The organism is Rasiella sp. SM2506, from assembly GCF_050859505.1.
Lineage (GTDB): Bacteria > Bacteroidota > Bacteroidia > Flavobacteriales > Flavobacteriaceae > Marinirhabdus.
This window is the reverse complement of record NZ_CP193934.1, coordinates 1,976,447-2,000,069: the sequence shown is the minus strand read 5'-3', so window position 1 is coordinate 2,000,069 and position 23,623 is coordinate 1,976,447. Positions and strand designations below refer to the sequence as shown.

The following is a 23,623-nucleotide window of genomic DNA, read 5'->3' as shown; positions in this document are numbered from 1 at the left end:
TTTTTTAAAAATACTTTATACTATATTTTTATTCATAAGATAACCACCCAAACCAGTTAACCATAACATTATAGGATAGACAATCCATCTTTCTGTACCACCGAGACCGATGTACGGTACGATTAAATTTGGAGTAAATACAACTGTACACCAAGTTGCTATGCCAATTATTCCAAATACAATTGAGAAATATTTAAAAGGCTTAGAAACAATCTTAAAGCACAAAATAGCGGCGATACCTCCTGATAAAAAAGCTAATAAAGAACTCATTCCGTGGTAAGGGCTAATGTTTCCTGGAAATATACCAACGCCTATTAAACCCAAGCTAAACAACACAATTGGAACTGTGAAAACCCACTTCCTGAAGTTGATATGCTGATAAATAGAAGCAACTAAACTCATTAAACCTGACAAAAACATAGTTACATTGAAAATAGATGCTGATGGTTGATGAATGATACTATTGGGCGGTTTGGTCGAGCCAAGATCACTAATTTCGTTATAGAAAGTGGAATAAACAGACGGATACATAGCTTCGGCAGTGATTATACCCATCAACGCCAACGAACCAGCGAGGAAATACAATGCACCAGAAATTTTCAAATTGCTCATATACAATTGTTCGATAATTAAATTATTTCGATTTCCCTTCAAAATGAAGTTTTACAAAAGCATTTTGCTGATTTTCCGTCATTTTATCAGTTGCTTCAATATCAATTTTTATGTCTTTAAAATGTAAGTCCTCTTTCAGGTAATTATGTAGCTCTGTTTTTGCATTGGTTGGACCAAACAACAGCACGCGGTCATATTTCAAAATTTTATCTGAAATCTTTTTATAATATGCCTCAAGCATTTGCTGTCTTTTATTATGCATAAGGCTTTCGCTTCTATTTAATGCTTCTTCTTTTATATTAAAAGTAAATTTTGATGCTATGGAATGACTGAGTTTTTTGGAATTCAAATCAATCATATTTGCAGTTGAATGATCCAACCAAATACCTAAATTTTTTTGTGTCTTCATTTGCTTTCTATTAAAATTGGTTTCACCTCTATTGTTATTTCCATTATGATTTTTGACTTGATGGAATGCGTTATCAAACAAGCGTTTTCAGCTTTTTTTATGACGCGTATCGCCTTATCTCTATAAGTCTCACTATGAATCACAACAGTTGGTTTAAGCACTATTTCACTCATCATTAATTTACCTTCCACCATTTCCAGCTTTCCTTTTGCCTGACAGCTAAAACTTGCGAATTCAAGTGTGGAATTTTCGGCTATGGCTAAAAACGTAGTCATTAGACATCCACTCACAGCGGCCACAAATAGATGTTCCGGTGACCAAATTCCTTCCATCCCTTTCGGAAATTCCGGCGGTGTGGCCACTTCAATACAAATACCTTTTTTCTCATTCAATTCAGGAGAACACATTATACCTTTACGGTTGTTTTCCCAGTTGACATCTACATTATAATAGTGTGCTTCCATTTTTTTGATATTTAAAAATTGTTTTTTGATCTTGCCTATATATTTTTTAAAACACGATTTAATTTTTCATTTACTTCCTTAGCATACTCTTCAACAATAGGGTTTTCTATGACCTTCATCACTTCTAAAGTATTAATTATCGCCACTTCTACCTCATGATTTTCAATCTCTCGAATAGTAATATTACAGGGCAGCATCAAACTGATATGTTGATCCACAGAAAGTACTTTATCTGCAAAAACGGGATTGCACGCACCCAAAATAAGGTGAGGTAAATAGTCCTTATCCAATTTTTTTTTCATGGTTGCTTGAATATCAATTTCCGTGAGTACCCCAAATCCTTCTGCTTTCAAAGCTTCTTCAACTTTTGATCGAATATCGGTCACTTTTGTTCCTGCAATTTTTTTTGAATTAAAATAGTTCATATGGTTTTCTATTTAAGCTTATAAGAATTTAATGCGTTTTGATATTCTCAATGGGCAGTGGTTTGGTACAAAAAAACCAATCGTGGCAAGTGAGTCCTTCTTCTTTGTTTTCCATTCTATCTTTGGCAACACCACAAGAACCTGCTGGAGGTACAATAACATCATCTCCAGGCTGCCAGTCTGCGGGTGTAGCGATATCAAAAGCATCAGCAGTTTGCATCGCGATGAGTGCTCTTTTTAATTCGTCAAAATTTCTACCTGTTGAAAGTGGATAATAAATGAGTGCACGAACTATTCCCTTGGGATCAATAAAAAATACTGCTCTTACTGCTTTTGTTGAACTTTCCCCAGGCTGGATCATACCATATTTTTTGGCAACTTCCATAGTGATGTCTTCTATTAATGGAAATTTAACTTCCATATTTTTCATCCCTTTAAATTCTATCTTGTCCTTTATAGTTCGCAACCAAGCAATATGGCTGTACAAACCATCAATGGACAAACCAACCAACTGACAGTTCAAGGCAATAAATTCAGGTTCTCGTTTTGCAAACGTCATAAACTCTGAAGTACATACGGGTGTGAAATCTGCGGGGTGACTAAACAGAATAATCCATTTGCCTTTATAGTCCGTAGGGAAATTTATATCACCTTGTGTCGTCACTGCTTTAAATTCTGGGGCTTTGTCTCCTATTCTTGGCATACTAATACTTTTGTTTTCTTGAATTTCTTCTATCATTGTCTTGTTAGTAGTTTGAGTTCTTTGGATTAATTTTAGTTGATCAGAATCATTCTCAATACGAATAATTCTATTTGCACCTTACTAATTATTAGTAATTGATTATTAAGAAGTTATATTAGGTGAAGGTATAAGAAGGTGTAGCAAAAAAATATGACTTATATCAGTTCTGCTTTTCATCCAAAATATTATTTCATTCAGAATTTTTGATGATTTTCCAACGTCGTCCTTTCTTAAATTTATATGACAATAGTCATTATTTCAACTATATAGAATTCCTACTTTGTATGCGTAAAATTTCAGACGAATGAAGAACATCCTTTTGCCCACAGACTTTTCAAAAAATTCCCTAAATGCAATAGATTATGCAATGCAGTTTTTCGAGAATTGGGAATGTGATTTTTATATTTTGAATGTTCATAAAGACTCAGATTATGTTAGTGCAGATTTAGTAGCTGGGTCTAAGACAGATACCATTTATAATAGTATCGCTACCGATAATAAAAAATCAGTCAATCAACTGGTTAAAAAGTTGAGTAAAGACTACAAATCGCAATCCTATACTTTTCACGGTCTGTTTGAATATGACGATTTTGTCTCTGCAGTAAATCAAGCTGTTAAACACAATTCAATTGACCTTATTATAATGGGAAGTAATGGAGCAAACGGAGCGGAGAAGGTCATCTTTGGGAGTAATACGATACACGTGATACGCAAAATAGAATGTCCAACACTCATTGTACCTGCAAACTATAAATTTACAAGCATTAATAAAGCGCTGTTCTCTACTCAGCGATGTGAAGATTTCTCGTTTAGGGGAATTGCTGTTTTTAAAGAAATATTGAATATTCATCAATGTGAACTCGTAGTTTTAGAACTTGATAGTGATGCCATTGTAATGTCTAAGAAAGAGGATAACGATTGTTTACGAGCATTATTCCCCGAACATACATACACCTACTTTTGCCTTAATAAACTTACTGATGTAAATGCAGTGAATGCTATAACACAAGTATTAAAAATAGACATTCACGCTGCCTTTGTTGAGAAAGAAACATTTTTAGAACGAATCCTTTTTGGTTCTGAAACTACGCAACTTGCCTATGGTACATTAATACCGTTGTTGTGCATAACGTACTAAATATCAAATTTAGCGCTAAAAAAGCCAACACGCAAACAGCTTTTTTTTGCAATCACTCAACTTGAATTTAATATTTGACAATATATAATAAGCTATTTTAACAACAAAAAATAATGTATTCCTTGATAGGTATTGGTCTAATTGTTGACTATAAACTTATGAATATTAACTATAAATAAGAATGAAAAAAATGATTGTGGCATTACTAGTAATGTTTGTAGGCGTAAGCACTACGTTGGCTCAAGAATGGCAAAAAGATATCAACGTTGCAAAAGAAATTGCATCCAAAGAAAATAAGCCTATAATACTAGTATTTCAAGGTTCAGACTGGTGTGCGCCTTGTATTAAACTTGACAAAGAAATTTGGAGTACAGAGGCTTTTAAAAAATATGCTAACGAAAATTATGTAATGCTAAAAGCAGATTTTCCGAGAAAAAAGAACAATGCACTATCCGAGCTACAAACAAAAGCGAACGCACTACTTGCCGAAAAATACAATAAACAAGGATATTTCCCTTTTGTTGTAGTTTTAGATTCTAAAGGTAAAGTATTAGGAGAAAGTAGTTACAAAAAAACGACACCAGAAAATTTTATTAAAGAATTAAACGTTTTTACAAAGTAATTTGAAACATCTTATCACTTTAATATTTTTATTCTCAATAATGGGTTGTACAGCACAACAGACTTATAAGAGAACACTCAAACTAATGGGTAGCCGATTTGACATTACGGTTGTAGCAAACGATTCTATACAAGCAAACAAATATATTGATACTGCAGTCGCAGAAATATCAAGAATTGAAAAATTAATTTCATCTTGGGATGATAATTCCCAAACATCAGAAATTAATCGCAATGCAGGAATTAAACCGGTGAAAGTTGACAAAGAATTGTTTGATTTAATTGAAAGAGCAATAGACATTTCAAAATTGACCGATGGTGCTTTTGACATTAGCTATGCTTCAATGGACAAAATCTGGAAGTTTGACGGAAGTATGACCAAAATGCCTTCAAAAGAAGAAATAATTGCTTCTGTAGAAAAAGTTGGCTATCAAAACATTATTTTAGACAATAAAAATAGTACCGTATTTCTTAAATTAAAAGGAATGAAAATAGGTTTTGGTGCTATTGGAAAAGGTTATTCAGCCGATAAAGCAAAAACCCTTCTTATTTCAAAAGGTGTAAGTTCAGGAATTATAAATGCTTCTGGAGATATGAATACTTGGGGAAAACAACCAAATGGGAATGAATGGAAAGTTGCTATTACAAACCCGATGGATAAAAATAAAGTTTTTGCATTACTACCTATTACAAATGGAGCTGTAGTTACTTCTGGAAATTATGAAAAGTATGTAAATTTTAATGGTAAACGATACACACATATTATTGATCCAAGAACTGGATATCCTTCTACTGGAATCATAAGTGTAACGGTTTTTGCACCTAAAGCAGAATTGGCAGATGCACTAGCAACTTCAGTATTTGTTATGGGAAAAGAAGCTGGTTTAGACCGCATTAATCAATTACCAAAAATAGAATGTATTATCATAGATGATAAAGGAAATATTACGAAATCAAAGAATATAGATATAGATAAATTATGATCAAAAAATTTATATGTGCCGCATTAATAACTATTTGCTTTAGTAGTTGTGTTGTGGTTAAAGAATACGAAAAAGTAAATATAAATGACCCAGATATGGCATTGGCAGATAAGAAAGCTGACCGAAATGTTTCCACTATGCATTCATATCGTGAAGCAGCTGTAGGAGCAAATGGAGGAAAAACTGGTGGAGGCTGTGGCTGTAACTAATAAAACAAGAAATTTGAAAAATCTCATTTTGGTATTCTGCGTAATTGCTTTTGCTAAATCATTTTCGCAAACAGGGCAAGACTCAACCAAAGTATATAAAAAACGTGTATTAGAAACTACCGAAGTAGATTTTCTAACAAGTTATTATTCTCAAGTTGGTGATAATGCTGCGGTAAGTGGCGGAATAGGTACAGAAGAGTTAACAGATATTACAGGAACTTTTGTGGTTTCAATACCTTTAAATGATGATGACGTATTAACAATTGACGCAGGAGTTTCTGCATACACATCAGCATCTTCAAGTAACGTTGGGCCTTTTGATGATGGACCAGCAGATCCATTTCAAGCATCTTCTGGCGCATCAAGTAGCGACCTTTGGGCAAATGTAACAGGAAGTTATAGTCATAGCTCTGACGACAGAAATGATATTTGGTCTGCAAAAATATCTATTTCATCAGAATACGATTATTTTTCAGCTGGTGTTGGAGGTAGCTACACAAAATTATTTAACGAAAAGAACACAGAATTAAGTGTAAATGCAAATGTTTATATCGATACTTGGAATGCCATTTACCCAACCGAATTAAGACCGTTTGGAGAGAACGGCAATGGTTTAAGTAATAGTTTGTTTACGCAAAACACAATTACAGGCAACACAAATTACAATCCTATATTTAGTGAATTTAAAGATGAAGGACGAAATTCTTATTCTTTAGGCTTCGGGTTCTCTCAAATTCTTCATAAGAATGTACAAGGTTTGTTATCATTAGATTTTGTGCAACAACAAGGTTTATTATCTACACCATTTCAAAGAGTGTATTTTAGTGATGTAGCAGATACATTTATAGATAATTTTCAACTTGCAGATGCAGTTGAGCATTTACCAGATTCAAGATTTAAAGTAGCTGTTGGTGGACGTTTAAATTGGTATTTAAATGAAACATTTACAGTAAGAACATTCTATCGCTATTATTTTGATGATTGGGGAATTTCTTCACATACTGCAAGTATTGAAGTACCTATGAAAATAACAGATAAATTTACTTTATATCCATCTTATAGGTTTTATAACCAAACAGCAGCCGATTATTTTAATGTTTACGAAGGTGCTTTATCTACCGATGAGTTTTATACTTCTGATTATGACCTTTCCGAATATTCTGCGAACCAAATTGGTTTCGGAGTGTCGTACACAGATATTTTCGCAAAAGCACATATTTGGAAACTAGGTCTAAAAAGTATTGACTTAAAATTTTATCAGTACGATAGAGATACATCGTTTAGTTCTAGTATTATTACAGCAGGCTTTAAGTTTGTAATGGATTAATGAACGTTTAAGTTGTTTTAAGCCAGCGCTAAAACCAACGAAACATCATAAATTGCAAAAGAGTATGTCTTAGCCAATGCTCAATTCAAAACTAAATAATAAACATCGGAAAACCAATCTGAATGCAAAAAGCACTATGCACAACAACGTCCCGAAGCTTCGGGATAATACATAGCTAATTAATGATTTCCGAGAGGTTTTTGTATATTTACCAAGTACTCCAAATTTTTAATTTTGGATATTTAGAAAAGAAAAATAAACATAAAAATTAATCCCGAACGGTCGGGACGGCTCGTGCTAAGTCCGATAATTTAGCATTTATTTATACGCTACTTTTCATACACAAGACCGTAATTTTTACCTAAGTAAAATTATATATAAAAAGCTCTCGCTTAATCGATTAATAACAGCGTGTTTTCTTTAAGGGTATCAAAGAGAATATTGATATAACTATTGATGTTTCGGTTTACCTTGTCGGCATCAACTACTTCAATTTCTCCGCGCCATAACAATTCTCTCTCTTTTCCGGGACAAATACAGTATAGTGAGGTTTCTGTGGTATAGACTTGATAGCGCTCCTGCTCTTGTTTGAAATAGAGATTTTGATTGCCATAATAATAATCCGAGTAGCTTTGGTAATTTTTTGCAAAATTACGGTAGGAATCCACAACGGTCATTCTACTTTCGTTGCCTGTAATTTTAGTGAACAAAATAGCATCAAAACCAGCTTCTAGTAATCTATTCTCAATTTCATTAAGTTGCTGTAACGATTGTTTGTTATCGGTGAAGGATTGCTCAAAAAAAACGATGCTTTTTACAGCGATCACGTCTTCTTTTTCTAGTGATTCAACCACTTCCTTTTCATAAGCTCTTCTCAAATCTTTATCTGCTGTAATCCCCACTATCAGCACCTTATTTGCCTGAAAATTATTTGTGTCAGGATTTTTGTATTGTTGGGTAAGTTTTGTAGAACCGCACCCAAACAACAGGGAGGAGAAGATTATAATGATACTAAATGTGATATAATTTTTCATAGGTAGTATTATTAATTAATTTGATGTTTTTTTATGATGTTCCTTTTTCATTATTTCTTTAATCTTTTTAAACAGCGTTGACTTCATTTTTTGATATTCTCTTATGTATTTGAATACAGCTATTTTATTGTGATAATGCGTTTCTTTATATCCTTCTTTTTCCCGTTTATCAATATGAGTTTCTAAAATTTTTTCAAAAGTATTATTATGGCTCTGAACGCGGGTAATTAAAAGATGTAACGCTGTTTCATCTTTTAACAATTTTACCACAATAGGCAGCGAAGTATCGTCACCTTCCAGCGAAATTAAAGGGATTGTATATTTGGTAATGAGCTCGTCTAAAAACCGTTGTTCATCTTTAATAAATTCTAATTGAGATAACCAGTCCATACACTCTTCGTGCAATTCTTCCGGAGTGCTCCACTGTACTATTTTATAGGTTATATTCTTCATTGTTTCGAGCATTAAATGTTACGACAACTTCTTTTGTTTGCCTTTTTTGTTTATTTCAGAAAGAATTTGAAAAATCGCTCTTTTCGTCTTCTTTACATCTGAGTGAAAATTCATTTCGGATATAATTAACCTATAGTGTTCGTTTTTATATTCCCTTATTTCTCCAAGAACATTTTCTTCATCATCATCCAATACAATTTCAAGATTATTACTATGCTCTTTTAATTCTTTAAGCAATTTTTCAATTTGTTTTGTATGGTCTGTCAACTGTTTGAAAATTGCTTTACTGTCTATATACCTTATTTCGTAGATAAGTTTCAAAGTGTGTTCCGCTACAAGATTCTTTAAAAACTGAAGCTCATCTTTTAAAAAGGTAAGATCTGATATGGATTGTCTTGTATCCTCGTGCAGTCCCTTTGGGTCGCGCCATTCAATATATTCTAAATGTGTATTCATTTTATTTCAGCTTAAATAAAAAAAGGCAACGGACATCTCCTTAATAACACCCCCTGCCTTTTCATAATAATATTATGTGATCTCAATCATTTTTTGGTCAGTTAAATAGCAATTTGAGATCAAATTAAAGTGGATAATTGTTGAGAATTTTTATGAAATTACAAAGTAAATGTAGTGTTCTATTGAAGGTTTAAAAATGATATTAATCAGTTTACAGAATTTTAATCTGAAAGTTTACAATCGGTGTAAGAGCTAATTTCGGAAGCGAGTATTGATGAACCGTTTTTGCCTTTTTCCACCTCCATTGAAATAGCTTCTACCTCATCAGAAAATTCCAAATCACATTCTGAAGTATCACATTCATTCATAACAGAAAGTTTGTCTTCAAAATGAGTTATTCGTTGCTGCAAGCGTTCATTTCTTTCAGAATAATGTTTAGCAGTATTAGAAAATCCTTCTAAAGCTTCCTCTGTGTCCAATGCATCTAAATTTAGCTTGGCTATATGTAATATTTTCTCAATGCGTTGCAGTAGTTCTTGTGTCTCCTGTGAGATAGTTTTCCAGACTAAGGCACGTGAATGCAAATCGCTTTCTGTGGTCTCTTTTTTCATAGTAATAGATTTTAACGGTTCATTTCAACGTTACTAAACTTTGATAGTTAGATTTTTGGACTCTATTTCTAAAAGTGCAGTATCTAACTTTTTAGCAATTCATGAATCGGATTGTTGAAAAACAGTAACGTCTTTAAATTGTGATTAAAATTCTAAGATATAGTAGAAGACTAATTTAAAAAATGACAATTGTCATTTAATGAAAGGGCAATCTCCTTTAATTTTGAGGAGAAATAAAGATGATTTTAGTCAATGCAATGAAATAATAAAATGGAAACCCAACACACTAAATTTCACTTACAAAAAAGCGAATCACGTTTTCTACAAGGGTCTCGTTCAAGGTTAAAGGAATTTGTTTTCACTTTAAAAGTGCAATACAATTTTATTAAGGCCTTCAGAAGAATGCACTTTATAGGTCCCTGTGTTACTATTTTTGGGTCTGCACGTTTCAAGAGGGATTCCGAACACTATAAGAACGCCCAAAAAATTGGTGCCGCACTATCACGCTTAGGTTTTACGATTATGACGGGCGGTGGACCAGGAATTATGGAGGCTGCCAATAAAGGTGCTTTTGAAGCAGGAGGTTATTCTGTAGGTGTAAATATTATTCTCCCTTTTGAACAAAAACCTAACCCTTACCTCCATAAGTGGATCAATATTCCTTATTTTTTTGTTCGAAAATTTTTAATGATAAAATATTCTTATGCCTTTGTGGTGATGCCGGGAGGTATGGGCACTTTGGATGAACTTTTTGAAGCTATAACTTTAATACAGACCAAAATGATACAAAATTTTCCCATTGTTATTTTTGATTCTGTTTACCATAAAGAATTATATCAACACATTCAATTGATGACAGAAAATGAAAGTATTAGCCCTGAAGAAATGAAACTACTTTTTGTCACCGACTCTACTGAAGAAGTAATAGAACACATAAAAGAGCACGCCATTAAAAAATTTGGTTTAGTAAAAGAAAAATATCAACCAAAATGGTGGTATGGTGAAAATCGAAGAAAATATTAAATTAAAATCTCTTCAATAGCATATAGTTTCGGGATTGAAACGTTCCAGCCATATGTGTCTTTTAGTTTTACGCGCAGGACATCTTGTGCAGTAGGCTCACCGTGAATTAAAAAAGTATTTTTAGGAATATTTTTTATTTCACTTAGCCAATCTATAATACCAGCTTGGTCTGCATGTGCAGATAAACTCTCCATATGGTCAACTTTAGCCTTAACAGGATAATATTTCCCAAAGAATTTTAATTCGTGAGCTCCTTCTAGTAACTGACGACCACGCGTGCCTTCCGCCTGATACCCTACCAATAAAACAGTCGTAGAAGTTTCATCAATCAATTGCTTAAGATACGTCAATACTCTGCCCCCAGTAACCATACCACTACCAGCAATCACTATTTTTGGCCTGGGGTCATCTATGGTTTCCCAGGTTTCTTTGTATGAAGTAATAATATTCATACGGTGTTTCATAGCACTAAATTCTGCGGGTGGAATTTTATGCCAACTGGCAAATCTTTCAAACACTCCCAATACTTTATTTCCCATTGGGCTGTCAATAAAAATTTGAATATTTGGTATTAGGTCTTCACTATTTAGTTTCCAAAGTAAATACATTAGCATTTGTAAACGTTCCACAGCAAATGTAGGAATAATTAGTGTTCCTTGGTTATGTACGGTTTCTTTGATGAGCCCAATGAGCTTTTCTGATACGCTTTCTTTTGGATGAAGTTTATGACCGTAAGTACTTTCCACAAAAAGATAGTCTGCGAACTGAGGTTTCTCTGGCGGAAATAACAATACATCCTCAACTCTGCCAATATCCCCTGAAAAAACAAATGTTTTCCCATATAATTCCAGTTCGATAAAAGTAGCGCCTATAATATGACCATTATACTTAAAACGGTATTTTATATGTTCTGAAAGGGAATGCCAAGTATCTTTTTCGGCTGGAGCGAACATTTTTATCGTTTGCTCTGCATCTTCCATTGTATAAAATGGTAATGCGGGATGATGCTTGCTATAGTTTTCCTCGTTGGCTCTTTCGGCATCTTCTTCATTAATTTTAGCGCTATCCAATAGTATTATTTTGGTGATCTCCAATGTTGGTGCAGTACCAATTATTTTTCCTTTAAATCCCTGCTTTACAAATCTTGGCAAATAGCCTGTGTGGTCCAAGTGACCGTGAGTTAGCAATACTGTATCAATTTTAGTAACGTCAAAAGCGAAATCTTTCCAGTTTTGTTCTCGAAGTTCTTTTAAACCCTGAAACATTCCGCAGTCGATAAGAATATTTTGCTCGGGCGTTTCCAATAAGAATTTGGAACCTGTTACGGTTTCCGAAGCTCCTAGAAAATGTATTTTAATAGTATTCATATTAGTTGGTGTTAGAAAGCATTGAAATTTCGGCAAGTATTTTTGCTTTTCTTATTTCAGAAATTCCTAAATGATCCAAATAAAAAACATCTTTTTCCAATTGGCGACAAAGAACAATTTCTCTGCTCAATAAAAATTGTTTTTCCCGATTGGTCAGTAAGGTAGAAGCAGTGATGGGGTACAATCCCAATCTATCAATACGGTCTTTTAGTCCATTATTTTCGGGATAATCCCAACTTAATAAATAGAGTCCGGCACATTTTCCGAAAGTAATAGCATCTGTCGTAAATCTTGTATTGGTAACTACCCATCCTTCGTTAGGACATTTAGGAGTATTTTTGTACTGAGCAATAATATCTTGATATCTTGAATGGATATACAACGGGACTTTTACATTGCAGGTAGTTGTTTTTTCGCTGTGAAATTTACATTCTGCTACAATGTGCTGTTCGTTTTTCGAGGCAACTACGTCTACTTCGTGCGAGACACATTTGCCTTGCATAATTTTCCCGACTTCTACCTGATAGCCAGAATATTCCATCAACGCACCGATAAAATTTTCGAAAGGAAAACCCGTAGGACCTAACTCATAAATGGCCCTTTTTAGTTTGTATTTTGAAGCATAGATGGATTTACTGTTTTTCAATAGGGCAAATGCCCTGTTGTATATCTCTTTAGTTGAAATGCCCTGATATAGTTCATCGCGCACGACATTGATAATACTATCAACAGTGAGTTCATCGGCACCACTCTTAAAAAGACTACCTCGTAGCTTTGCTATAGAAAAGTCTGCCTTTTCACCTGTGGATTTAATAACTTGATGGCTCTCCTTTTTCATTTTTAATACTAAAAAAGTTTATAAAATAATTTGCAATTTTAGGGTCAGGCATATGATCCATATGCTTGACATTGCATACGCTATCACAAATACTCTTATTGGTTTTTCTCAAATGCTTGTAAAAGAACTCAGAGGTATCGTCAGGACCTACAATTAAAATACGCTTTGCTCCAGAGAGGTAATTTATTATATGCGCAAAATGAACTACTCTTGGTTGTAAACAAATGTTTATGTTTTGAGGTATTATTTTATGACTATTTCTAAAAACAAATGGGTGTGTTATTTTAGGAAGTTCTCTGCTTTTGTCATTAACTTGATGAATATTAATTTTTGCATTTTTAATTATTACAACAATAGCTTTTTTATTTTGTATCCACAGCCCTATTTTTTTCATAATCGATAGTTTAATTTCGTAAATCGTGCAAAGCCAATAGGGGAACAGTAGCGTTTTGACCTAAGTCTTTAACCATTGGATTTGAAAATATGGAACTAAAAAAGGTGTGTTTTTTATTGATGAATGCAATCATCTCACTGTTTCTAATTTGAGTAAAAAGATTTAATCCTGTTTGAACTTCTGCGTTTTCCAAAAAATGAAAGGTGTACGTAAGACCATCGAAGCATTCTTCCAAAAGAGCCTTTTTTTCTTTTTGCTCTTTGGAAAGTTCTTTTTCTTGGCTTACGTGAAGCACACGAATGGGTGCATTGGTAATTCTGGCTATTTCATATAAATGAACAAGCTCTCTGCGCTTAAAATGCGTTTTGAAACTTGTGGGAAAGACAATTTCGTTGGGTTCTTTAAATGACGCTTCCGCAGGTATCATAAATACAGGGCAATTGCGCACCTTTTCCATAAAATCGATACTGTTGCTTCCTATGAGTACATCAATAGCATCGGTCTCGCCTTTGTTACTGGAAATGACCAAATCAATGTCTTTATCCTCAACAAATTTCTTTACGGCCTCTAAAGGTGAATTGAGAACAGACTTGGTAAAGTAGTTATGGTTATTAGGAATCTTGAGAATTTCAATCCTTTTCAGTAGTTTTTGTAATTCAAGTTCAGATCTTGATTTAACTTGCTCATAATATTTCTCACCAGGTTCTGCAACCATCATAGTATCGAGGGAGTAATTTTGAACCATAAAAGCATTTAGAAGGTAAAAATCCACTTCTTCATTTTTATATAATTCACTGGCATATCTCAGTGCATTCCATGCATTTTTGGAAAAGTCTGTTGGTAATAATATCTTTTTTCTCATCTTGATTTCTATTAAGGATACTATTGATAAAAGTAGCGTGCTAATGGTAAGCTAACTATGATATTTATCAGTCTAGTGTGGGCATTATCAAAAAAGGGATACCCGTGTACTTCGCAATATCTTTTACCGTCGCTTCCCGAAACAATCTTACAATTGCATTATGTTTATAGTAGATCATTGCTAGTAGGTCGATTTGTTCTTTTTTAAGAAAAGAAGTAATAGCATCATAGGTATCGGTTTCCCCTGGCAACCAATTATTTTTGGGGTTTCCTTTTTCCAAGAGCTTAAATAACTGATGGGAATTGGCGCGCTGGAGATCGGATTTTTTTTTATTTTTATGAACGTGTATCACTTTAATACCTGTATTGCTTATTGATGAAATGTCCAATAATGGTTGTAATTCATTTTTAGTATAAGCTCTCTTAAAACCCGTGGCAAAAGCGATTTTCTTTATAGGCTTAAAATCAAATTCTTGAGGTACTACAAGCAACGGTTTTTTCTTAATTTTCCGTATCATCGCTAGCGTATTGCTTCCCACTAAAATATCGCTTGCTCCCGTACTTCCTTTGCTTCCCATCACAACAAAATCTACTTGTTCTTTTGCTATTAATTTGTTGATTGCCCTTGATAATGACAATGAGGTAGCAATAGTCTTGTAACAGTGCTTATTATTATTTGTATCAAGAATAATTTTGTGTTTTACCTCGTCGCAATTAGATTCGCAGGTGTTGTATAGCTCATCAACGACGGCTTCCGTTTTGCCAATATCAATTCTACTGGTTAGATTGGTAACTTGATTTTCGAAAGAATGTACAATAATGAAAGTGCATTTTTCTTCAGCAAATAACTGTGTTGCGTAATACAGTGCGCAATACGCGTTGTTCGAAAAATCTGTCGGTATAAGTATCGTTTTCATCGTAGTAGAAAAATTTATTGTGTTTTTACGGAAGGAATTACCAAGAAGGGAACATTGGTGTGATACACCACTTGATTAATCACAGGTCTAAAAAGTATATTTTCCAAAAAGTTGTGATTATTATGGATCATCACCATAAAATTGATCTTTGCTTTTATTTGAAATTGTTCTACGGCGCCCAATACGTCGGTTCCTTCAGCAATATGAAATAGGTGCGCATTATCAATAAAGTAAGCATCCAAAAACGCTTTATTTTCCAATTGCGACTCTGTTAAGGGTGTTCCGTAGTATGAATTTAATATATGTAGCCTTGAATGGTGTGCATCGCATAAATCTCTAAGCATAAAGAGATATTTGTTATTTTTGTCAAGCTTATAATCTGTTGCGAATAAAATTTCTTTAGGAGGCTCGTAATCAAAATTCGCCGGTACTGCCAATACTGGGCATTTTAATTTCTTAATTGCGTACATTGTATGTGTCCCTAGAAACACCTCCTTTGCACCTGTTGCACCTTGTGTTCCCATAATGACATAATCAATGGTATGTTCTTCAACAACACTTTTCATTTCTGCAATTAGCGTATTGAATGATAAAATAGCTGTATAATTATGGTTTTTATTAGGGAATTTTTTACCTATTTCTGCTTCAATTTTATCAAGGTTTTTTTTGGCATTTTCTTGTGCTACTTTCTGATAAGTCAAAGCTGAATAACTGTCCAGCATACTTCCTGCACTCATTATAACTGGTGTATAGGTGTGGAGCAAATAGAATTCGCAAACTTCATCCTGTAATAACTGAACGGCATATTTTATAGCGTTGTAGGCATTCTCCGAAAAATCTGTGGGTAATAAAATACGTTTCATAGGTATAAGTTTAGGATTATCGATACAGGTTTTGCAAAACCAAGAAAGGGATGTTTATTTCTATTCCTATTTTTTCAATAGTAGAACGATACAATATATTTTCAAGGTAAGAATGTCTTTGATTTACCATCACCAACATATCAAAGTCGTTTTCCCGAAGTACTTTGTTTACGCCTTTTGTAATGTCTTTTCCTGGTGTCTTTAAAAAGGATGTCTCATTATCTTCAAAACAACTATGCACATACGATTTGTTATTTTGTTGCCTGTGTGACAAGCCGTTAAATTCTGTTATAAACAACATATGTATAGTAGCTACAAAACCCTTAGCAAGTGTACTAAGTAGTTTAAGCTCTCTGCGTTTAAAAGGAAGCATATAATCTGTAGGGAAAAGTATATTCTTTGGCGTTGCACCGTGATAACTAACAGGCACAGCTAAAACTGGACATTGCACATATTTTATCACTTGCAAGGTGTTACTCCCAAAAGTGATGTTGTTATCATTGGTACCACCCTTAGTGCCCATTATTACTATATCTATATTGTCTCTATCAACAATATGGTTTGTTTCATCTACCAACGTTCCAAAACGTGCTTCATACGTATAGGTATGTTTTGGATTGGGTGACCTTCCCAGCATTGTGGCTATTTCTTTCTGTAAGGTTTTATCGACGTTTCTCTGATAAGCATCTTTAAATTCTTCAAAATCTTCCTTACACATTTCCATAGTATTCTCGTACACTTCATCTGCAAAGGCGTTCATTATAATGAATTCGCATTTTTCATATTTAAAAAGCTCCAAGGCATATTCAATCGCATTTATTGAAGTTTCAGAAAAGTCGGTAGGGATTACTATTTTTCTCATATCTATTGCCCGCGTAGGCGGGTACCTTTGTTTATGTAGTCAAATGTAGAATGATGTGATCTTTCAAAAAATGATAAATATCAGTAGCCACAAAAAACATTTTCTTAAAATTCACTGCCAGCCGGCAGTCAGGTTCAAAGAAAAAAAGCTAATTAATAGAAAAGTGATTTCCTGACAACTTCATTTAAGCGGCAAAGTTTATTTTCATTCGTCGTTTTCCTGGTTCGTTAAATTGTTTTATCAAATTAACTATAAATGTGGTACCCGTTTTTTCATCACTTACAAGGTTAATGTCGCCGCCATGAGCCTCGGCTACAATTTGTGTGAGCGTTAAACCCATTCCCCAACTACCTGAAACCACTTCTTCTTCTTTTTGAACGCTACCCATAAAATCAAAAATCTGGTCTTGCTTATCGGCAGGAATTGGGGTACCGTGATTATGCACCTTTATTTCAACAGCATCTTCTTCATTTTTTACTGAAATAGTAATTGGTTGCTTAGCAAAACCATATTTTACGGCATTACTTATAAGGTTTTCAAGTAACCTTTTTATAGCAGTAGCATCAAAAACACCTTCTATTTTTTTGGTGTCGTATTCTAAATTAATTTCATTGGTATAAAACTCTTTACTTTCGGTTTGAACCAATTTTAATTCTTCTATTAAATTTATGTTCTCAAAATTGAACATCATTCCTTCACCCGCTTTAATCTTTATGCCGTTCATTAATTCCTCAATTAAATGGAGCGCTTTTCTCACACTACGCTGTGCGGCCCCGAGCATTTTGTTTGTCCACTTGCCGTTGAGATCCTCTTGCACAACTTCTAAGGCCAACTGTGCTGCTGAAAGTGGATTGCGTATATCGTGGGCAATGGTTCCAATAATTTTTTCTTGCATTTGTTGAAGGGCAAGTGAAAATGAACCAATACATTTTAATATCGCAGTCTCAATAATGTACTTTAATAGTTCTGTCTTTTTTTTCTTATATCCGTCGTGTGTTGCTATATATTTACTTAAAACTCTATGAAAAATTATATACTCGTGCACCACTTGTTCAACATTATAATTTACAATAGACGCTCTATGTTTGCCGTGTTGTACACTATTATCGAGAATAGCTAAATAACTTTTATCTACATTCAAATCAGTCACAGAATGACAACGTTCCATAATAGAAGCGATGTCTAATATAATATTTGGCAAATGGTCAAATAATGCAATGGCGTTGGTGTTTTTTGCCGCAGGAACATCTTGTATCACTTGGTTTTGCCAAAGCTCCATAATCTCTGAAATATTCTCTTGAAGGATTTTTGCTAGTTTACTCATGGTTGATTTGGTTTTGCTTGAATTGAACTTTAAAAAAAAAACAAATAAAAAAGGACAGCGTTTTCAAGACTGTCCCTTAAAAATAAAAATTTTAGTAAACTTGTTTTGCAACAGTTCCGCATCTATTGATGCGAGGTTACCCCATTTTTATTTTTGCTTTTTCTGGTCCTGCTTCTTTTTGTCCTCCATCTTCTTTTTATCATCTGAAGAATGTTTTTGACCAGTAGTTTGATTTTTGTTTTGATCTTGAGCTTTTTTCTTGTCGTCCATAATTTTTTGATTTAAGTAGTACGTTATTGTACTGACTGAAATAAAGGTAGTTTGATAAAAAATCATAAACTATGACATTTATCATACACGGTTTTTAACATTACAAGCTTAAAAAGGCTAACATATCCATTCCATGCAATTGTTAAACTCTTCCATTAAGGCAACTGATATATATCATAGTTACTTATAAACCCTTAAAATACATTTACCCAAATTAAAATAATTGAAAATGAATATATCTAACACGACATTTACGTTACTGTTCATAACAGGGTTGTTGCTTACCTCTTGTGTACCTAATAAAAAATATATGGAATCGCAAAGCAATCTTCAAAAGGTAACAAAGGAAGCCGAAAAATGCAATAGAACTTTAGCAAATGAAACTACTCGTTTTGAAAGCACGATGCGATTGCGGGAGGAACAATTGAATAATTTAAAAACACAGCTTAGTGATGCCAAAGCAATTCGTGATCAACAATTCACGCAAGTAGGTGATCTTACCGTTCTTTCTAAAACTGCTAACGATAATATTAAGGAAACACTCTCGCAGTTGGAAAAAAAGGATACTTACATTCAATATTTAAATGCAGCACGATCTAAAGCCGACTCAATAAACCTGGCATTGGCTGTTAATTTAAAAAGTGTACTTAAAGATGGTCTCGCAGATGAGGATATTGAGATAAAAGTAGACAAAACAGTTGTTTTTATTAATCTTTCAGATAAAATGTTATACCAAAGCGGAAGTTCTAACTTAACTTCCAGAGCCCACGAAGTTCTCGCCAAAATTGCCCTTATCATTGAGAAAAGAGCAGATATAGATGTTATGGTTGAAGGGTATACAGATAATGTTCCTATAAAAACCGCTTGCATAGAGGATAACTGGGACCTGAGTGTAAAGCGAGCTACCTCTGTAGTCAGGGTTTTACAGACTCAATATAATGTTAACCCAAATAAACTAATAGCTGCTGGTAGAGGTGAATACAATACTTTGAGTACTAATGAAACTACTGAAGGAAGGTCGATTAACCGAAGAACTAGAATCGTTATTTTACCTAAACTCAATCAGTTTTACGATCTGTTGAATCCCAATAACGTTCCAGAATAAAGAAAATCTTTATTGAAATAATTCTTCTTAAGTCTAGCAAGTTAGTTAAGATGATTAGCTGATTAGCTGATCTTTATAAATGTAAAACTACTTAAAATTGCTTTGGAAGTCAATGCAGAAATTTGATTTATAACTTAATTTCTTTTTTAAAGTGAGACAAGTATGGTGAGGATATATTTCATAGTAAAACTACCTTACCGAAGATATGTTTATTCCATAAATTAATATGTCAATTGGCTTGAGCAATCTGCCCTTTATTCAAAGGTGCTTTTTCAGTTGAAACCCCATTGGAGCGCTTATTATCAGTGCTTAGAAAATATAAATTAAATCCGCTTCTTCTGTAAAATGATAGTGTGATGCGCTGCATAAAAGACATCGATAAATTGAGGGAAAATCAGAGGAATTAGATAACTATTTTAGACAACCATTACATCCAGAGAAGTAATTGGTATAGAACTGCGGTTATTGGAGCCAATGATGGCATTTTAACAACGGCAAGTATTGCGATAGGTGTTGCTTCGGCAAGCGATTTTAGCAACACTGGTCATTTTATCACAACTTATTCATTTGCATTCTTATATACTTATTTAAACAAAAATATAAAACTATGGAAAATCAGACTACCTATTATGAGATTCATCGACAACTTCGTATCTCTATAGAGCAAACACTCCCTAACCTCATTAAACTTAAGACGGAAGAAAATAGAATTGAATTCAACAAATTACTTTTGGAAATAGTACCTGACATTCGGAGATATCTCATCAGAAGAATTAAAACTGCAATAAAGAAAAACCATTTTCCGAAGAACAAGTATGCTCCCAATGATTTTATAGATCAGTTATTTATTGAAACTTATGATCATATTGAAAATTTCTCCAATGAAGATGAGTTTCTGGTATGGCTCTATAAAAAAATCAACGAGCTACTTGATGACGCAATTACCGAAGAAACATTTGACGATCTATTCTATGAGAATATAGATGACTATTCAAAAAAGGAATGGGATCAAATGGAAGAAAATTTTACAGCCGAAAGTGATGGAGATCTTATTATGAAGGAAGAGCTGGATGATATTTCTTACTATAAGGGTACTTACAAAGTAAATGATGTTTTTATAGAAAATACTGAAAGTGAACTCATAAAAAAAATAGACAAGACCTTACACCAAGAACAAGTAGATAAACATATCCAGACAGTACTTCATAATCTATCGTCGTCTATACGTAATGTATTTGAGTTATATACAAAACAGCATCTTACTATAGCAGAAATTGCAACAATAAGAAATATAACTGTTTCAGAAGCAAAACAATTTTTAGATGATGCCAGAAATTCACTCAAAGTTAGTTTGTTAAATAGATACTCTATCGATTAAAAGAGGTTTTATCTATGAACTACAAGGATTATTATAAAATATTAGGAGTTAGTAAGGAAGCTTCAGTTAAAGACATTAAAAAAGCGTATAGAAAACTTGCTGCTCAACACCATCCCGATAAAAATCCAGATAACAAAGGCGCCGAAGAAAGATTCAAGGAAATTAATGAGGCAAATAGTGTCCTGAGCGACACCAAGAAACGTGAAAAGTACGACGCTTTAGGTTCCAATTGGGAGGCCTATCAACATACAGGTGATGACTCGCGTGACTATACCAATCCACGTGAGCAAAATAGGGGCTCCTATCAAGGTAACCCATCGGGATTTTACGGTCAGCAGAATGCAGGAGAAGATTTTTCAAGCTTTTTCGAAACTTTTTTCAATAACAATAGGCAGTCAGCTCGTGGACAACAGGCTAACTACGTTGGAGGTGATATTCAAGCTGAAATGCCCATAACTCTTTTGGAAGCCTATCAAGGAAGTACCCGCACCTTTAAAATTAATAATGACAATTTAAGAATCAGCATAAAACCAGGATCGTATCATGGACAACAATTAAAAATTAAAGGAAAAGGGCAACCAGGTATAAACGGTGCAAGGAGAGGTGACTTGCATATTATTTTAAATGTACAACAGGATGCTCGATTCCAGAGAAAGGAAAACAACCTGCTCTATACTGCCCAAATAGATATCTATACTGCCATTTTAGGTGGTAAAATAATTGTCCCAACACTTACCGGAAACTTAAAAGTTACGGTGCCCAAAGAAAGTGAAACAGGAAAAATACTAAGGCTGAAAAGTAAGGGGATGCCATTGTATAGTAGCCCCTCACAATATGGAGATTTATTAGTGACACTCAATGTGAATTTACCAAAAAACATTACTAAAGAGGAGGAAGAATTATTTGAAAAATTAAAAGGATTAAGAGAAAAGCAAACTTCAACAGAAGTTTAAATAAACTACTAAAAAGCCAATACGATGGAACTTACTATATATACCAGAAGACCTATTGAGGCAGATGCTATTAATAATTTTAAGAATTTCTATTATAGCTCACAAATGAAGTTTTTAGCAAGTGAACTTTTAAATAAAGGGTTGTCACCCAATCAAATTTCCGAGGCGGTACAAATGGCTGTTGCCATAGCAAATGCTTCAAAAATTGATACAAGCAAACATTTTATGCCGGTCTATAGTGCTCTGAATAGGGAAATTATAAAGGATTGTAAACTTTCTCAATTGGGATATGGATTGGTTTTGATGAACGCAAATACAAATCTATCGGTTGTGGGAGATTTTCAAATACTTGTTTTAAAGGAGTTTTTTAACGTAAATTATTAATTTTTTAACAACGAATCAAGATGAAGAATAATTTTCAAAGCATTATTAATTCTGAAACACCCGTACTAGTAGATTTTTTTGCTGAATGGTGCGGCCCTTGTAAAGCGTTGGCTCCCATTCTAAAACAGGTAAAAGACCAACTGGGCGATAGTATTAAAATTGTAAAAATTGATGTAGATAAAAATCAGGCCTTTGCGAGTCAATATCAAGTTCGCGGAGTACCCACAATGTTATTATTTAAAAAAGGAAAACAAGTGTGGCGGCAGTCTGGTGTACTTCAAAAAAATGAAATTATAGCTATCATTAATTCAAAGTAAAGTGACCAATCTCCATACGTATATAGATTATGCAAAATTAAAACCCACTACTACTTAGAAAATGGCAATCCTAATTTTAACTAAGAAAAGCTATGGAAACAATAGATTTTATACTAAGACTCGCAACTGCATTGTTGTCAGGTCTATGTATAGGTTTTGAACGACAATGGCACCACAAATCCGCGGGACTTAGAACAAATATGTTAGTTTCTACCGGAGCCGCAATTTTTGTACTACTATCTATTAAATATTTTGAACTGGACAAATCAATTGATGTGACTAGAATTATAGCACAAGTGGTTACCGGTGTTGGATTTTTGGGAGCTGGGATTATTTTTCGAGAAGGTGTCAATGTGCACGGCCTAACAAGTGCAGCTACTATTTGGTGTAGTGCTGCTATAGGTTGTGTAGCTGCTTCAGGGTTTTATATTGAAACATTAGTATGTACAGCTTTGGTAGTTATTGTTAATACAGCTTTAGAACCTTTGGATAATTGGTTAAAAAATAGAAAGTAGAAATAAGACAAAAAAGTTTTGCAATATGGAAACATTTAAAAGCGTCATCTCTAAGAAAGAATTCCCAAAATCTGAAATGATTTTGGGTAAATCAATAAGAGCATCCATCTTTACTTTTATCAAAAACGAACATCCTTCCCTTTCAAAAAAAAGTATGATTTCAATTTCAGAATTGAATAGATACAGACAAAAATACTTAGAAAGCTATCTTCTAAAAGAAGCGGGAGATTTATCTCAATTAGAGTTGGAAGTGTTACAAAGCATTGAAAGACAAGAATTAATTACATCCAATATCGTATCTGACAAAGAAGAGTTTTCAAGTAGCTATGGCCAACGTTTGGCTGATAACGTAGCCACGTTTGGTGGTAGCTGGAAATTCATTATTCTATTTGCCATCATCATATTTGTCTGGATTAGCCTAAACATCATTTTTTTAGCAAATAAGAGTTTTGATCCTTATCCGTTTATATTATTGAACCTCATACTGTCTTGTCTCGCAGCATTGCAGGCACCAGTAATTATGATGAGCCAGAACAGGCAAGAGGAGAAGGACAGAGAACGCGGTAAACAAGATTATATGATTAACTTAAAGGCAGAACTCGAAATAAGAACCTTACACGAAAAACTGGATCACCTCATCATAAACCAACAACAGGAATTATTGGATATTCAGCATGTGCAGGTAGAGATGATGGAAGATATAATGAAACAAATTAAAGCGGCAAAAAGTTAAAATAAGGAATTACTTGTAACAGTATAGCTCAAAAA

General features: G+C 33.7%; 31 protein-coding genes and 1 pseudogene. 14 read left to right on the top strand and 18 right to left on the bottom strand.

Annotation, left to right across the window (positions count from 1 at the left end; all coding sequences use genetic code 11):
• Positions 1-15: 15 nt before the first annotated feature.
• Genes ACQ2HF_RS09155 through ACQ2HF_RS09135 form a run of 5 tightly spaced genes read right to left on the bottom strand, consistent with a single transcriptional unit; the run spans position 16 to position 2,649 of the window.
• Positions 16-612: a DUF998 domain-containing protein gene (locus ACQ2HF_RS09155; RefSeq protein WP_432410130.1), complete on the bottom strand. Its 597-nt coding sequence runs from the start codon at positions 610-612 to the stop codon at positions 16-18.
• A gap of 22 nt (positions 613-634) precedes the next feature.
• Positions 635-1,021 carry a hypothetical protein gene (locus ACQ2HF_RS09150; RefSeq protein ID WP_432410129.1) on the bottom strand — a complete coding sequence of 129 codons (387 nt, stop codon included), beginning with the start codon at positions 1,019-1,021 and terminating at the stop codon, positions 635-637.
• Positions 1,018-1,485: an OsmC family protein gene (locus tag ACQ2HF_RS09145; protein ID WP_432410128.1), complete on the bottom strand. Its 468-nt coding sequence runs from the start codon at positions 1,483-1,485 to the stop codon at positions 1,018-1,020. The genes ACQ2HF_RS09150 and ACQ2HF_RS09145 overlap by 4 nt, the downstream gene beginning before the upstream one ends.
• A gap of 35 nt (positions 1,486-1,520) precedes the next feature.
• Entirely contained in the window at positions 1,521-1,910 is a 390-nt protein-coding gene (locus tag ACQ2HF_RS09140; protein ID WP_432410127.1) for a DUF302 domain-containing protein, read from the bottom strand.
• A 28-nt stretch (positions 1,911-1,938) separates the two neighbouring features.
• On the bottom strand, positions 1,939-2,649 hold the full coding sequence (locus tag ACQ2HF_RS09135) for a peroxiredoxin (protein ID WP_432410126.1): 711 nt from the start codon (positions 2,647-2,649) through the stop codon (positions 1,939-1,941).
• A 307-nt stretch (positions 2,650-2,956) separates the two neighbouring features.
• On the opposite strand from ACQ2HF_RS09135, the gene ACQ2HF_RS09130 reads away from it, so the two are divergent.
• The 5 genes from ACQ2HF_RS09130 to ACQ2HF_RS09110 all read left to right on the top strand — a co-directional run bounded on the left by ACQ2HF_RS09130 (position 2,957) and on the right by ACQ2HF_RS09110 (position 6,930).
• On the top strand, positions 2,957-3,790 hold the full coding sequence (locus tag ACQ2HF_RS09130; protein ID WP_432410125.1) for a universal stress protein: 834 nt from the start codon (positions 2,957-2,959) through the stop codon (positions 3,788-3,790).
• A gap of 181 nt (positions 3,791-3,971) precedes the next feature.
• Positions 3,972-4,412 carry a thioredoxin family protein gene (locus ACQ2HF_RS09125; protein ID WP_432410124.1) on the top strand — a complete coding sequence of 147 codons (441 nt, stop codon included), beginning with the start codon at positions 3,972-3,974 and terminating at the stop codon, positions 4,410-4,412.
• Positions 4,413-4,452: 40 nt separating this feature from the next.
• Positions 4,453-5,394, top strand: coding sequence for an FAD:protein FMN transferase (locus ACQ2HF_RS09120; RefSeq protein ID WP_432413073.1), 942 nt, complete (start codon positions 4,453-4,455; stop codon positions 5,392-5,394).
• On the top strand, positions 5,391-5,603 hold the full coding sequence (locus ACQ2HF_RS09115) for a DUF4266 domain-containing protein (RefSeq protein ID WP_432410123.1): 213 nt from the start codon (positions 5,391-5,393) through the stop codon (positions 5,601-5,603). Before ACQ2HF_RS09120 ends, ACQ2HF_RS09115 begins: the two co-directional genes overlap by 4 nt.
• Before the next feature lie 13 nt (positions 5,604-5,616).
• Positions 5,617-6,930 carry a DUF3570 domain-containing protein gene (locus ACQ2HF_RS09110; RefSeq protein WP_432410122.1) on the top strand — a complete coding sequence of 438 codons (1,314 nt, stop codon included), beginning with the start codon at positions 5,617-5,619 and terminating at the stop codon, positions 6,928-6,930.
• Between the two features lie 392 nt (positions 6,931-7,322).
• Here ACQ2HF_RS09110 and ACQ2HF_RS09105 read toward each other — a convergent pair whose 3' ends face one another.
• From ACQ2HF_RS09105 to ACQ2HF_RS09090, 4 genes are all read right to left on the bottom strand, one after another.
• On the bottom strand, positions 7,323-7,964 hold the full coding sequence (locus ACQ2HF_RS09105) for a hypothetical protein (protein WP_432410121.1): 642 nt from the start codon (positions 7,962-7,964) through the stop codon (positions 7,323-7,325).
• Positions 7,965-7,979: 15 nt separating this feature from the next.
• Positions 7,980-8,417 carry a hypothetical protein gene (locus tag ACQ2HF_RS09100; RefSeq protein WP_432410120.1) on the bottom strand — a complete coding sequence of 146 codons (438 nt, stop codon included), beginning with the start codon at positions 8,415-8,417 and terminating at the stop codon, positions 7,980-7,982.
• An 18-nt stretch (positions 8,418-8,435) separates the two neighbouring features.
• Positions 8,436-8,873, bottom strand: a complete 438-nt coding sequence (locus ACQ2HF_RS09095) for a hypothetical protein (RefSeq protein ID WP_432410119.1) — start codon at positions 8,871-8,873, stop codon at positions 8,436-8,438.
• Between the two features lie 221 nt (positions 8,874-9,094).
• Positions 9,095-9,484, bottom strand: a complete 390-nt coding sequence (locus ACQ2HF_RS09090; RefSeq protein ID WP_432410118.1) for a hypothetical protein — start codon at positions 9,482-9,484, stop codon at positions 9,095-9,097.
• A 270-nt stretch (positions 9,485-9,754) separates the two neighbouring features.
• On the opposite strand from ACQ2HF_RS09090, the gene ACQ2HF_RS09085 reads away from it, so the two are divergent.
• Entirely contained in the window at positions 9,755-10,507 is a 753-nt protein-coding gene (locus ACQ2HF_RS09085; protein WP_432410117.1) for a TIGR00730 family Rossman fold protein, read from the top strand.
• Here the strand turns inward: ACQ2HF_RS09085 and ACQ2HF_RS09080 are convergent.
• From ACQ2HF_RS09080 to ACQ2HF_RS09040, 9 genes are all read right to left on the bottom strand, one after another.
• Positions 10,504-11,874, bottom strand: a complete 1,371-nt coding sequence (locus tag ACQ2HF_RS09080) for an MBL fold metallo-hydrolase RNA specificity domain-containing protein (protein ID WP_432410116.1) — start codon at positions 11,872-11,874, stop codon at positions 10,504-10,506. The genes ACQ2HF_RS09085 and ACQ2HF_RS09080 overlap by 4 nt on opposite strands.
• 1 nt (position 11,875) lies before the next feature.
• A complete protein-coding gene (locus ACQ2HF_RS09075) occupies positions 11,876-12,712 on the bottom strand; it encodes an ATPase (RefSeq protein WP_432410115.1) in 837 nt (278 codons plus the stop codon).
• Positions 12,684-13,106 (bottom strand): hypothetical protein, encoded by a 423-nt coding sequence (locus ACQ2HF_RS09070; protein WP_432410114.1) that lies wholly within the window; start codon positions 13,104-13,106, stop codon positions 12,684-12,686. The genes ACQ2HF_RS09075 and ACQ2HF_RS09070 overlap by 29 nt, the downstream gene beginning before the upstream one ends.
• Before the next feature lie 10 nt (positions 13,107-13,116).
• Positions 13,117-13,968 (bottom strand): universal stress protein, encoded by an 852-nt coding sequence (locus ACQ2HF_RS09065; protein ID WP_432410113.1) that lies wholly within the window; start codon positions 13,966-13,968, stop codon positions 13,117-13,119.
• A 67-nt stretch (positions 13,969-14,035) separates the two neighbouring features.
• Positions 14,036-14,884 (bottom strand): universal stress protein, encoded by an 849-nt coding sequence (locus ACQ2HF_RS09060; protein ID WP_432410112.1) that lies wholly within the window; start codon positions 14,882-14,884, stop codon positions 14,036-14,038.
• 14 nt (positions 14,885-14,898) lie between these two features.
• Positions 14,899-15,747, bottom strand: a complete 849-nt coding sequence (locus ACQ2HF_RS09055; RefSeq protein ID WP_432410111.1) for a universal stress protein — start codon at positions 15,745-15,747, stop codon at positions 14,899-14,901.
• Positions 15,748-15,763: 16 nt separating this feature from the next.
• Complete coding sequence (locus ACQ2HF_RS09050) at positions 15,764-16,609, bottom strand: universal stress protein (protein WP_432410110.1); 846 nt, start codon at positions 16,607-16,609, stop codon at positions 15,764-15,766.
• Positions 16,610-16,793: 184 nt separating this feature from the next.
• Complete coding sequence (locus ACQ2HF_RS09045; protein ID WP_432410109.1) at positions 16,794-17,933, bottom strand: sensor histidine kinase; 1,140 nt, start codon at positions 17,931-17,933, stop codon at positions 16,794-16,796.
• A gap of 147 nt (positions 17,934-18,080) precedes the next feature.
• Positions 18,081-18,203 (bottom strand): hypothetical protein, encoded by a 123-nt coding sequence (locus ACQ2HF_RS09040; protein ID WP_432410108.1) that lies wholly within the window; start codon positions 18,201-18,203, stop codon positions 18,081-18,083.
• A 229-nt stretch (positions 18,204-18,432) separates the two neighbouring features.
• On the opposite strand from ACQ2HF_RS09040, the gene ACQ2HF_RS09035 reads away from it, so the two are divergent.
• From ACQ2HF_RS09035 to ACQ2HF_RS09000, 8 genes and pseudogenes are all read left to right on the top strand, one after another.
• Positions 18,433-19,308 (top strand): OmpA/MotB family protein, encoded by an 876-nt coding sequence (locus ACQ2HF_RS09035; RefSeq protein WP_432410107.1) that lies wholly within the window; start codon positions 18,433-18,435, stop codon positions 19,306-19,308.
• 382 nt (positions 19,309-19,690) lie between these two features.
• Positions 19,691-19,838 (top strand): annotated as a pseudogene (locus tag ACQ2HF_RS09030) (VIT1/CCC1 transporter family protein); the annotation flags it as partial.
• A 77-nt stretch (positions 19,839-19,915) separates the two neighbouring features.
• Positions 19,916-20,686: a sigma-70 family RNA polymerase sigma factor gene (locus ACQ2HF_RS09025; protein ID WP_432410106.1), complete on the top strand. Its 771-nt coding sequence runs from the start codon at positions 19,916-19,918 to the stop codon at positions 20,684-20,686.
• A gap of 14 nt (positions 20,687-20,700) precedes the next feature.
• The gene (locus ACQ2HF_RS09020) at positions 20,701-21,639 is read left to right on the top strand and encodes a DnaJ C-terminal domain-containing protein (protein ID WP_432410105.1); all 939 of its coding nucleotides are present in this window, start codon (positions 20,701-20,703) and stop codon (positions 21,637-21,639) included.
• 24 nt (positions 21,640-21,663) lie between these two features.
• Positions 21,664-22,023 (top strand): hypothetical protein, encoded by a 360-nt coding sequence (locus ACQ2HF_RS09015; RefSeq protein ID WP_432410104.1) that lies wholly within the window; start codon positions 21,664-21,666, stop codon positions 22,021-22,023.
• Positions 22,024-22,043: 20 nt separating this feature from the next.
• Entirely contained in the window at positions 22,044-22,340 is a 297-nt protein-coding gene (trxA, locus tag ACQ2HF_RS09010; RefSeq protein ID WP_432410103.1) for a thioredoxin, read from the top strand.
• A gap of 92 nt (positions 22,341-22,432) precedes the next feature.
• Positions 22,433-22,855 (top strand): MgtC/SapB family protein, encoded by a 423-nt coding sequence (locus ACQ2HF_RS09005; RefSeq protein WP_432410102.1) that lies wholly within the window; start codon positions 22,433-22,435, stop codon positions 22,853-22,855.
• A 25-nt stretch (positions 22,856-22,880) separates the two neighbouring features.
• Positions 22,881-23,588, top strand: a complete 708-nt coding sequence (locus ACQ2HF_RS09000) for a DUF1003 domain-containing protein (RefSeq protein WP_432410101.1) — start codon at positions 22,881-22,883, stop codon at positions 23,586-23,588.
• Positions 23,589-23,623: the final 35 nt, after the last annotated feature.